Source organism: Phaeobacter sp. HF9A (genome assembly GCF_011806385.1).
In the GTDB taxonomy this organism is placed as follows: Bacteria; Pseudomonadota; Alphaproteobacteria; order Rhodobacterales; family Rhodobacteraceae; genus Epibacterium.
This window is the reverse complement of record NZ_JAATOX010000011.1, coordinates 48,686-58,890: the sequence shown is the minus strand read 5'-3', so window position 1 is coordinate 58,890 and position 10,205 is coordinate 48,686. Positions and strand designations below refer to the sequence as shown.

The following is a 10,205-nucleotide window of genomic DNA, read 5'->3' as shown; positions in this document are numbered from 1 at the left end:
CCGCCGTGTTCCGCAAGTTGGAAGAGGTCGTGCGCTCTCATTTCGGCTATGAGGAAACGGAATTGGCCGAGGCCATCGGCTACTACCTCGGCCAAATCTGACCGGGCGCCGCCTGTCCTTGGCGAGGCGAGGACGCGCGCGTTCGGGGCGGCTCAGGCGGCGTAGCGACCAAACAGCAGGTCAATGGGATCAAAGGCCGGCGCGGGCATGGCGTTCAGGCCAAAGAAATCCTCATCCGCCTCGGCCTCTTCCGTCTCGGTTGCGGTCTCGGCGTCCAGGTCTGCACGATCAGCGGCAACAATCACGCGGCTCTCGCTCAGCGACAGCAGGCTGTAAAAACCGTCCTCTTCGGGGCTGCCGGCATTGATCAGCAGACCGCCTTCGGCCCAGAGCAGCTCTTCTTCACCACAGTCGATATGGACGCGGGGCAGACGCTGGGGCAGGGCGGTACGAATGCCCTTGTAGCCGATCAGCGCCACCAGCTTGACGGTGACCACATGCAGGTCAAAAAGGTCGAGCGCCAGATCACCGTCCAGGGCAACCACGGCATCCGAGGGCAGCTCCAGCGGCGCATCATTGCCAAGCGCGCCAGCGGGGATATGCACCATCGCGGTCAGACGCGGCACCGATTGGCGGATCGCGACAACCTCGCGCAGCCCGCCGTCAAAGCTCTGCACCATGTCGCCGGGACGCAGGGCGCGGGCCTGGGTAAAACCCTCTGCCGTCTCGATCAAGGTGCCGGGCAGAACGCCGCCCTGTTGGGGACGCAGACGCGCGCTGTCTTTGACCACTTCATCCTGTCCACACAGGTTCAAAAGCAGGTCAACCGGCTGATAGTCTGTAAACGCGGTGGTGTGATCCAGCAGCATGTCCAATGTCCCTTCTGAGAGCGCGAGGCTTTTTGCCTTCGTTGATCCCAATTGGCCCCTGAATTGGGACAAGAATGGGGCAGGCTTGGGACAGAGTCGGTACGACTTCGGGGTTCTCGGCAAAAAACAAGGATTTTATTAAAAGGTTAATGACGTAGCTGTGGGTAATTAAGGTTTTGTTAAGGAAATCAGGCGGTTTTTTGCTCTGAGGCGCGCTTTGTTAACCGGTGATTCTTGTTGGTTAACAAAAGGTTAATCTGTGAGGCTGCGCATTAATCCTTGCTGCCTGCATGTGGATAACTCTGTGCATGAGTCAGCAGTGTCCCGGAACAGGGCGGCGCGGCATCGCCAAAACAGAAAAGGGCGCCCAATAAGGCGCCCCCTGCGTGTTCGTGGTTGGATGGGATCAGCCAGCGCAGCTGGAAATCAGATCCTCGTATTTCTGTGTCACCCAACCAAGCGCCTGCTCGGGGTTCTGTTCCTCGACCTTGCCGATCACCCGGTTGAACACCGCCGCCGAGCGGCTCTCGTCCACCATGGTGAAGCTTTGCCCGGTCATGACGACATTATAGACAAAGAAGCCGATCACCACGAGGAGGATGCCGCGGAGCACGCCAAAGAAGAACCCGGCGCCCTGGTCAAGCCCGCCGAGCGCGGAACGCTGCACCAGCCCCGCCAGCAGCGGCGTGAAGAAGGACACCACGATCAGCGCCACCGCAAAGACCGCAAAGAAGGCCGCGATCATCGACAGCTCGCAGCTGTCCGAAATGAAATCGCCCACCACCGGGATCTCCGCCATCAGCGGTTCCGCCTGAGGGGCAAAGATGAACGCCAGCACACCGGCAGCGATCCAGCCGATGATCGCCATCACCTCGCGCACGAAGCCGCGCGCATAGGCCAACAGCGCCGATATGACGATGACCAGCGCCACCGCGCCGTCGATTATTGTAAAACCTTCCATGTCCCTCGCCTATTGCCCGCAATAAATCAATTGGGTGGCTTGTTAGCCTGCTCCAAAATAGTCGCCGACAAAACTTGTCAGGTCGGGGGCTGATTTCAACGTCAGCCCGGGAACGGACACGGACTTGCCGCCACTCGGAGCGATCGCTGCCGTGAAACCAAGTTTTTGCGCTTCTTTCAACCGGTTTTCGGTCTGAGGAGCGGGTCTGAGCGCACCGGACAGTGAAATTTCACCAAAAATCGCCGTATCGGAGGGAAGAGCCGTGTCTTCCCGCGCGCTCAGCAGCGCGGCGGCCACCGCAAGATCTGCGGCGGGTTCGGAAATCTTCATGCCACCCGCGACGTTCAGATAGACGTCCAGCCCGGCGAAGGGGATGCCGCAGCGCGCCTCCAGCACCCCGAGGATCATCGCAAGGCGGGCGCTGTCCCGGCCAACCACCGCCCGACGCGGCTGCGAATGCGGCGAGGGGGCGACCAGCGCCTGCATCTCCACCAAGACCGGCCGTGTGCCTTCGATGCCGGCAAAAACCACAGATCCGGGCGAGGGCTTGCCGCGTTCCGACAGAAACAGCGCCGAGGGGTTGGTGACCTGCGCCAGCCCGCCGCCGGTCATTTCAAACACGCCGATCTCGTCGGCCGGGCCAAAGCGGTTCTTGACCGCGCGCAGGATGCGGAACTGATGGCCGCGCTCGCCTTCGAAATAAAGCACCGTGTCGACCATATGTTCCACGACCCGGGGGCCGGCGATCTGGCCATCCTTGGTGACATGGCCGACCATGATGATAGAGACGCCGTTGCTCTTGGCGAATGTGGTCAGCTCATGCGCCGCCGCGCGCACCTGGCTGACCGAACCGGGCGCGCTGTCGACATTATCGGCCCACATGGTCTGGATCGAATCAATGATCGCAAGCTGCGGCTTTTCGGCTTCCAGTGTGGTCAGGATATCGCGCAGGTTGGTCTCGGCTGCCAGCTTCACCGGCGCATCCTCCAGCCCCAGCCGCTGCGCCCGCATCCGCACCTGCGCCGAGGCTTCCTCGCCGGAGACATAGATCGTCTTCAACCCGGCCCGCGCAAATCGCGCCGCCGCCTGCAACAGCAGGGTGGATTTGCCGATGCCCGGATCGCCCCCCACCAGAAGCGCCGAGGCCGCCACAAGGCCACCGCCCAGCACCCGGTCCAATTCTCCAACACCCGAGAGCGTGCGCGGCGGCGGCACCTCTTGCGTCGCCAGATCCGTCAGTTCCAGCCGCTTGCCACGCATCGCGCCCAAGGACTTCTTGGCAGGCCCGCCGCTGGACAGCCCCTTGTCCTCGGAAATCGTGTTCCAGTCGCCGCAGCCTTCGCAGCGGCCCGACCATTTGGAATAGGAGGCCCCGCAGGCGGAGCAGGAGAATGTTGTCTTTGCCATGCGCGATCAGTGGCAGATGTTTCTGGTTTGTTCAAGGGCGGCCTTGCCTTCTTCTAACGGTAAATATCCCGGGGGAGGCCCGCAAGGGCCGGGGGCAGCGCCCCCTCCCCGCCACCCTCAAAACGGAGCACATGACATATGGCATCCTATGACGTGATCATCATCGGCGCAGGCCCCGGCGGCTATGTCAGCGCCATCCGCTGCGCCCAGCTGGGCCTCAAAACCGCCATCGTCGAAGGCCGCGAGACCCTGGGCGGCACCTGCCTCAACGTGGGCTGCATCCCCTCCAAGGCGCTTCTGCACGCCACCCATATGCTGCATGAGGCGGAGCACAACTTTACCTCCATGGGGCTCAAGGGCAAAAGCCCTTCGGTCGATTGGGAACAGATGAAATCCTACAAGGATGACGTCATCGGCCAGAACACCGGCGGTGTCGAATTCCTCATGAAGAAGAACAAGATCGACTGGCTCAAGGGCTGGGCCTCGATCCCCGCCGCCGGTCAGGTCAAGGTCGGCGACGAGGTCCATGAGGCCAAGAATATCGTCATCGCTTCCGGCTCCGTGCCGTCGGCGCTGCCGGGGGTTGAGGTGGACAACGATAAGGGCCTCGTGGTGGACAGCACCGGCGCGCTCGACCTGCCCAAGGTGCCCAAGAAAATGGTCGTCATCGGCGCGGGCGTCATCGGGCTGGAGCTTGGCTCCGTCTATGCCCGCCTCGGCGCCGAGGTGACCGTGGTCGAATATATGGATGCGGTCTGCCCGGGCATGGACAAGGACGTGCAGCGGAGCTTCAAGCGGATTCTGGAAAAGCAGGGGCTCAGCTTCATCATGGGCGCCGCCGTGCAGGGCGTCGAGACCACCAAGACCAAGGCAAAGGTCAAATATGCGCTCAAGAAAGGCGGCGACGAAGAGGTCATCGACGCCGATGTGGTGCTGGTCGCCACCGGGCGCAAACCCTATGCCGAAGGGCTGGGGCTGGACGCACTCGGGGTAAAGCTGACCGAACGCGGCCAGATCGCCACCGACGCCCATTGGGCCACATCCGTCAAGGGCATCTATGCCATCGGCGACGTGATCGAAGGGCCGATGCTGGCCCATAAGGCCGAGGACGAGGGCATGGCGGTGGCCGAGGTAATCGCGGGCAAACATGGCCATGTGAACTACGGCATCATCCCGGGGGTGGTCTATACCACGCCCGAAGTCGCCACCGTCGGCCAGACCGAAGACGCGCTCAAGGCCGAAGGCCGCAAGGTCAAGGTTGGCAAGTTCAACTTCATGGGCAATGGCCGCGCCAAGGCGGTGCATCAGGGCGAAGGCTTTGTGAAGCTGATCACCGATGCCGAAACCGACCGGGTGCTGGGCGCCGCAATCATCGGCCCCTCGGCGGGTGATCTCATCCACGAGATCTGCGTGGCGATGGAATTTGGCGCCTCCGCCGAGGATATCGCCCTGACCTGCCACGCGCATCCGACCTTTTCCGAGGCAGTGCGCGAGGCCGCGCTTGCCTGCGGCGATGGCGCGATCCACAGTTAAGCCTTTGGCTAGCCCCTGTGGCCCCGGCAGCCCCTCTCTGCCCAAAGTCTCACGGCCCGCCGCATTGGCGGGCCGTTTCCGTCTGATAACAAAGGAACCCCGTCATGAGTGTCAGCCTGCATGTGCTCTACCCCGCATCGCCGGACGCCGAATTTGACTATGAGTATTACGAGAAAACCCATCTGCCCTTGGTCGAGGAACATATGGGCGATCTGATGGAAACGGTGGAGGCCAGCCGGGGCCTTGCCGGCGGGCCGGATGTGCCACCCCCCTATCTGCTGATCGCCACCATCACCTTCCCCGACATGGAGGCGCTGGATCAGGCCATGGGCAAGGCCGGGGGCATTGTCGCCGATGACGTGGCGAATTTCACCAATGTGCGCCCGCAGATCCTGGTCGGCGATGTGCTGATGAGCTGAGCAAAAAAGGGCCGGCGGCATGTGTACCTGCCACCGGCCCAGATACCCGGCTCTCAGAAAACCGGGGCCCCCGTGAGTGGGGCAACAAGCGACAGGCAAGGCGCTTGTTAAGAGATCAAACGGGCGCGCGGCGGAGATCCGTCGCATGGTTTGACATTTTTTGGCGCCAGAGCGGCAGCCTCGCTCACCACATCGTCTTGGCGGCGCGCGGGGCCCAGGCTTCGTCATAGGCGCGGCCGCCCTCTTCGCCTGCGGTCTGCTCGGCGAGGATTTCGCCCACGGAGGGCAGCTCTGCGCTCTCGTCGCCGCTGCTCCAGGTGCGGGCGCGCATCAGGGCGCGGGCGCATTGGCTGTAGATTTCGCCGATCCTGATCACGATCACCGTCGCGGGCTGTTTGCCATTCTTGTCAAAGCGCGCCCGCAGCTCGGCGTCCGCCGTCACCTGCGCGCGGCCATTGACCCGCACCACATTGTTGGAGCCGGGCACCAGGAACATCAGCGATACCCGGTCGTCGCGCACGATATTGCGCAAGGAGTCGATCCGGTTGTTGCCGCGCCAGTCCGGCAGCGCCAGCGTGCCGGGATCGAGCTCCAGCACCACCGGGCCATCATCGCCGCGCGGGCTGTCGTCGGTGCCCTCGGGACCGACGGTGGCCAGCATGCAGAGCCGCGAGGCCATGATCCATTTGCGATAGAGCGGCGTCATCTGCCGCGCCACCTTACGTAACGAAGGCGCCCCCGGTGTCCCGTAGAGCGCCTCCAGATCTTCAACCGTCTTGAGGAAGTCCATCCTGTTCAAATCCCAGTTCAGCCATCAATGTATTGGATTTGGCCTCGATCCGTTTTTCCAGCTCGGCCATGAAACTATGGCGCTCCATGCCCGGCGGGATCGGGTCGAGGAACTCTACCACCCCCAGCCCCGGTTTGCGCAGGATGCCGGTGCGGGGCCACAAGAGGCCCACGTTGGTCGCCACCGGCACGCAGGGCTGTTTGAGTTCGGTATAGAGCACGCCGCTGCCCGCCTTATAGGGTTTCTGCGCGCCGGGGGCGACGCGGGTGCCCTGCGGGTAGATCACCAACTGGCCCGGCTCGGTGAACTCGCGGGCGACATCCTGCACCATCTTGGCGATCGCCGCGCCGCGCTTGCCGCGATTGACCGGGATGCAGCCGAGGCGTTTGGCGTAGACGCCGATGATCGGCGTCCACATCAGCTCGCGTTTCATGATGAACTTGGCCTGCGGCAGCGCGTTGAAGATGACCATGATATCCAGAAAGCTCTGGTGTTTGGCGGCCACGATCACCTCGCCCCGGGGCACCGGACCGCGCACCTCGCAGCGCAGCCCCACCATCCAGCGCGCCGACCAGATGGCCCAGCGGGCATAGGTCTTGCAGGCCTGCCGCGCGCCGTTTTTCGAGAGCAGCGCATAGGGGGCAAAGAGGATGCCGATGATCAGCATCATCGCATAGATCTGCACCACATAGAGGATGGATCGCAGATATTGCAGGGCGGTTGTCATGCCAGCTCTCCCAATCGTTTGCGGGCGGCGCGGGTGGTGGCGGCAAAGGCCACCAATGCGGCAAGGGGCGGGATCACCAGCGGCAGCAGCCAGCCCCAGCTCTGGAAGCTCAGCCCGGTGAGAAAGCCCCCTTCGGCGGAGGCTTCGGGCATCAGCCAGACACCGATCAGGCCCAGCACGACACCCACGGCCGCGCCAGAAAGCGCCCGCAGGGTAAACCGGCGCACAAAGGCCTGCGCGATATAGTGATCCTGCGCGCCGACCAGCCGCAGCACCTCGATCACCTGCGCATTCGCGGCCAGCGCCGCATTGGCCGCCAGGGTAATCATCGCCGCCATGGCGCCGCCAATCAGCAGGATCGACACCACGCCAAGGCGGCGCAGCGCAATCGCCGCCTCCACCAGGGGGCGCCGCCAGCGGGTGTGATCGTCCAGCACCGCGCCCGGCACCTCGGCCTGAAGCCGCAGCCGCAGCCCCTGCGCGTCATAGCCGGGATCGCCCTCGGTGACCTCGATCAACTGCGGCACTGGCAGCGTGTCGAGCGGGATATCGGCACCGAACCAGGGTGCCAGCAGCGCGGCTTGTTCATCGTCGCTGAGCGCGCGGGCATTGGCAACGCCGGGGGTCTGGCGCAGGATCGCCAGCGCCGCCTCGGTCTGGGCCGCGCGTTGTTCCGCCGGCGCGTTGATGCGCAGGGTCGCGGCGCGGGCGAGCTCTTCGGACCAGCGATGCGCCACCCGCCCGGAGGCCATCGACAGCGCCAGCGCAAAAACGCAGAGAAAAGCCATGGCGCCGGAAACAAACAGGGTCAGATGCGCGGTAAATCCCGAGGGCGGCACCACCCGGTCGGCCTGCGCATCCCCGAGGATCAGCTGCTTGAGCGCGTTCATAGATCCGCCCCCGCCGAGATGATCCGCCGGTTTGACAGCCGCAGCACCCGCGCCTGCACCTGGTTCTTGGCAGCGCGAATAAGCGGCAGATCATGGGTGGCCACCAGAATGGTCTTGCCCATGTGGTTGAGTTCGACGAGGAGGCGCAGCAGCCGCTGCGACATTTCCCAATCAACGTTGCCGGTGGGCTCGTCGGCGATGATCACCTCGGGGCTGAGGATCACCGCGCGGGCCAGGGCCGCCCGCTGGCGCTCGCCGCCCGAAAGCTCTGGCGGCAGGGCGTTCATACGGTCAGAGAGCCCGACCCAGTTCATCAGCTCGGCGAGGTTGGCCTGCTCATCCTGCAAGCCGCGCCCCGATACGGTCAGCGGCAAGGCGATGTTTTCCACCACCGGCAGGTGATCCAGAAAGCGGCAATCCTGATGCACCACCCCGACGCGCCGGCGCAGGAATGCCATCTGATCGCGGTCCAGCCCCTTCACATCCATATTGAAGGCGCGCACATGGCCGGTGGTCGGCGTCAGCGCGCCGTAGCAGAGCTTTAGCAGCGTGGTCTTGCCCGCGCCGGACGGGCCGGTCAGAAAATGAAAGGAGCCGGGCGCCAGCTGCACCGAAAGATTGCTGAACAGCTCTCCCCCGCCATAGTTGTAACCCACATCTTCGAGTTCGATCACGTCTGGTCCCCAGTCGGCCTGCTGGCCGGTTTGTCCTGCGGTGGTCTTGCCGCCGTCGCGGTGTTTTGCACGAGCTCAGCCGCAGTTTCAATGGCCCCGCAGGGCCACGGCGGACGCATTCTGCACGGTGGCCGGGGATTGGCTCTTTCTTGCCTTTCAGGAAGTTACTATGATTGCGGGGAAATTCACCCATTTCACGGTGACGCCGCGCACCAAGGAGACCGGATGAGACTGATTTGCCCCAATTGCGGCGCACAGTATGAGGTGCCCGAGGATGTGGTCCCGGACGAGGGCCGCGACGTGCAATGCTCCAATTGCGGCGAAACCTGGTTCCAGCCCTCGGCCCGCATGCTGGCGCAGGAGGCCACCGCGGCCCCCGCCCCAGATCCGGCGGCAGATCCGGCGCACGAGACCGCCCCGGAAGAGGCGCCCGAGGCCGAGACCACCTGGCCCACCGCGCCCGAGGCGGATGTTGTGGCCCAGGATGACGACGCCCATTGGCAAGAAGACCCCGACGCCCCGGAAGAGGACGAGGAGGAGGAAGACACCCCCGCCCCAGCCGCCTTTGGTGCAGAGCCGCCGGTCAAGCGGCAACTCGACCCGGATATCTCCCGCGTGTTGCGCGAAGAGGCCGAGCGCGAGGCCAGCCTGCGATCCCGTCGCGAACAGATCGAAACCCAGACCGAGCTGGGCTTGCATGATCCCGACCGCCACCCACAGCCCGGCCCCGCCGACGCGGAGCCATCGGCCCCGCCCCGGCGCTCCAGACTGGATGATGGTGATGTGCGGGCGCAGGAAGCACAGGAGCGTCTCACCCGGATGCGCGGCCCCGAGGCCACCGCAGGGACCATCCCCGCCGGCTCGCGCCGGGGCTTGTTGCCGGATATCGAGGAGTTCAGCTCCAGCCTCAGCCCAAGAGCGGACGGCCATGTGGACAGCAGCGAAGATGTGGCAGCGGCGCCGGCCCGCACCAGCGGGTTTTCGCGCGGCTTTGTGCTGGTGATCGTGCTGATGTGCCTGGCCATTCTGACCTACAGCAATGCCAGCAGCATCGCCGCGCATGTGCCCCAGGCCGATCCCTATCTGAACGCCTATGTGGCCTGGGTCGACCAACTGCGCCTGTGGCTGAGCACCAAGGCCAACGCCCTCGCCGCAGAATAAGCGGCGAGCCGCGGGCAGATCCCGCCAGCCCTTGGGCTCCGGCACGACGGATGCGCTGGCGGTGGCATGGTGGCGTTCACGGTTCCACAGATCCCGTCGACTGTCACTTGCGGGACAAATCCGCCACCTCTCATTCTGCCTTTCGACAAGGAGCCGTTTCCCGCGAGATGATGTGGGGTTCGCACGCTTAGAGGAGCAAAACTGACATGGCCACGACCCTAAGCGATCTGAAATCGCGCTACCCATCGGCTGAAACATTCAGATTTGGAGATAGCCCAGCTCTAAGCCGCGCATTGTTGTCATTGGTACGCAGTGGAAGGAAGGTCGCAACCTGTAGCGCGTTGCATGAGTTCCAAGATGGCGAGCCTTTTCCAAAGGTAGGCCGGCGCGATATCTGTCTCAATTGGGACGGCACTCCCGCTCTCGTGATCGAGACTCTTGAGTTGATCCGGTGCAGGTTCGATGAAGTGACCGAGGATATGGCTCTTGCCGAAGGCGAGGATGACAGCTTGGAAGACTGGCGCGTGGGACATCGTGACTATTTCGAACGGAACGGCGGGGTTTTATCGGGTATGCAGCTGATTTGGGGGCGGGTCGCTCTTTTCGAAGACTTTTCGCAAGATGGATTACCCACTTGAAGGACACACCCGCCTGAACGCACAGAGACCCAAACGACCCGGTCGTTCTGATCCCCCAATACGACGGTCTGCAAACGAAGCGGTATATATGTTCACGCCGCTTCACGCTGCGCGACATGGGTCCGGCTTTGCGTGA

Annotated in this window: 11 protein-coding genes; 4 read left to right on the top strand and 7 right to left on the bottom strand. The window is 63.8% G+C overall.

The window, feature by feature from the left end:
* Positions 1-152: 152 nt before the first annotated feature.
* The 3 genes from HCZ87_RS03695 to radA form a co-directional block, all read right to left on the bottom strand.
* Positions 153-869, bottom strand: coding sequence for a Hint domain-containing protein (locus HCZ87_RS03695; protein ID WP_167642424.1), 717 nt, complete (start codon positions 867-869; stop codon positions 153-155).
* Positions 870-1,275: 406 nt separating this feature from the next.
* Positions 1,276-1,830: a CvpA family protein gene (locus HCZ87_RS03690; protein ID WP_167642423.1), complete on the bottom strand. Its 555-nt coding sequence runs from the start codon at positions 1,828-1,830 to the stop codon at positions 1,276-1,278.
* Positions 1,831-1,872: 42 nt separating this feature from the next.
* Positions 1,873-3,237 carry a DNA repair protein RadA gene (gene radA / locus HCZ87_RS03685; protein ID WP_167642422.1) on the bottom strand — a complete coding sequence of 455 codons (1,365 nt, stop codon included), beginning with the start codon at positions 3,235-3,237 and terminating at the stop codon, positions 1,873-1,875.
* A gap of 138 nt (positions 3,238-3,375) precedes the next feature.
* Between radA and lpdA the strand changes: the two genes are divergently transcribed.
* Together lpdA and HCZ87_RS03675 are read left to right on the top strand one after the other, a co-directional pair.
* Entirely contained in the window at positions 3,376-4,770 is a 1,395-nt protein-coding gene (gene lpdA / locus HCZ87_RS03680) for a dihydrolipoyl dehydrogenase (RefSeq protein ID WP_167642421.1), read from the top strand.
* 104 nt (positions 4,771-4,874) lie between these two features.
* Entirely contained in the window at positions 4,875-5,189 is a 315-nt protein-coding gene (locus tag HCZ87_RS03675) for an EthD family reductase (RefSeq protein WP_167642420.1), read from the top strand.
* 184 nt (positions 5,190-5,373) lie between these two features.
* Here HCZ87_RS03675 and HCZ87_RS03670 read toward each other — a convergent pair whose 3' ends face one another.
* Genes HCZ87_RS03670 through HCZ87_RS03655 form a run of 4 tightly spaced genes read right to left on the bottom strand, consistent with a single transcriptional unit; the run spans position 5,374 to position 8,270 of the window.
* Positions 5,374-5,979: a pyridoxamine 5'-phosphate oxidase family protein gene (locus HCZ87_RS03670; protein WP_167642419.1), complete on the bottom strand. Its 606-nt coding sequence runs from the start codon at positions 5,977-5,979 to the stop codon at positions 5,374-5,376.
* Positions 5,957-6,706: a 1-acyl-sn-glycerol-3-phosphate acyltransferase gene (locus HCZ87_RS03665; RefSeq protein ID WP_167642418.1), complete on the bottom strand. Its 750-nt coding sequence runs from the start codon at positions 6,704-6,706 to the stop codon at positions 5,957-5,959. The genes HCZ87_RS03670 and HCZ87_RS03665 overlap by 23 nt, the downstream gene beginning before the upstream one ends.
* Positions 6,703-7,596, bottom strand: coding sequence for an ABC transporter permease (locus HCZ87_RS03660; protein WP_167642417.1), 894 nt, complete (start codon positions 7,594-7,596; stop codon positions 6,703-6,705). The genes HCZ87_RS03665 and HCZ87_RS03660 overlap by 4 nt, the downstream gene beginning before the upstream one ends.
* On the bottom strand, positions 7,593-8,270 hold the full coding sequence (locus HCZ87_RS03655) for an ATP-binding cassette domain-containing protein (RefSeq protein WP_167642416.1): 678 nt from the start codon (positions 8,268-8,270) through the stop codon (positions 7,593-7,595). Before HCZ87_RS03655 ends, HCZ87_RS03660 begins: the two co-directional genes overlap by 4 nt.
* Before the next feature lie 225 nt (positions 8,271-8,495).
* Between HCZ87_RS03655 and HCZ87_RS03650 the strand changes: the two genes are divergently transcribed.
* Both HCZ87_RS03650 and HCZ87_RS03645 read left to right on the top strand, forming a co-directional pair.
* Complete coding sequence (locus HCZ87_RS03650) at positions 8,496-9,431, top strand: zinc-ribbon domain-containing protein (protein ID WP_167642415.1); 936 nt, start codon at positions 8,496-8,498, stop codon at positions 9,429-9,431.
* Between the two features lie 206 nt (positions 9,432-9,637).
* Complete coding sequence (locus tag HCZ87_RS03645) at positions 9,638-10,069, top strand: ASCH domain-containing protein (RefSeq protein ID WP_167642414.1); 432 nt, start codon at positions 9,638-9,640, stop codon at positions 10,067-10,069.
* The last annotated feature ends 136 nt before the right edge of the window (positions 10,070-10,205 follow it).

Coding starts and splice junctions, on each gene's coding strand:
- HCZ87_RS03670 (WP_167642419.1), bottom strand. CDS start 5,979: ATGGACTTCCTCAAGACGGTTGAAGATCTGGAGGCGCTCTACGGGACA.
- HCZ87_RS03690 (WP_167642423.1), bottom strand. CDS start 1,830: ATGGAAGGTTTTACAATAATCGACGGCGCGGTGGCGCTGGTCATCGTC.
- HCZ87_RS03665 (WP_167642418.1), bottom strand. CDS start 6,706: ATGACAACCGCCCTGCAATATCTGCGATCCATCCTCTATGTGGTGCAG.
- lpdA (WP_167642421.1), top strand. CDS start 3,376: ATGGCATCCTATGACGTGATCATCATCGGCGCAGGCCCCGGCGGCTAT.
- HCZ87_RS03645 (WP_167642414.1), top strand. CDS start 9,638: ATGGCCACGACCCTAAGCGATCTGAAATCGCGCTACCCATCGGCTGAA.
- HCZ87_RS03695 (WP_167642424.1), bottom strand. CDS start 869: ATGCTGCTGGATCACACCACCGCGTTTACAGACTATCAGCCGGTTGAC.
- radA (WP_167642422.1), bottom strand. CDS start 3,237: ATGGCAAAGACAACATTCTCCTGCTCCGCCTGCGGGGCCTCCTATTCC.
- HCZ87_RS03675 (WP_167642420.1), top strand. CDS start 4,875: ATGAGTGTCAGCCTGCATGTGCTCTACCCCGCATCGCCGGACGCCGAA.
- HCZ87_RS03650 (WP_167642415.1), top strand. CDS start 8,496: ATGAGACTGATTTGCCCCAATTGCGGCGCACAGTATGAGGTGCCCGAG.
- HCZ87_RS03660 (WP_167642417.1), bottom strand. CDS start 7,596: ATGAACGCGCTCAAGCAGCTGATCCTCGGGGATGCGCAGGCCGACCGG.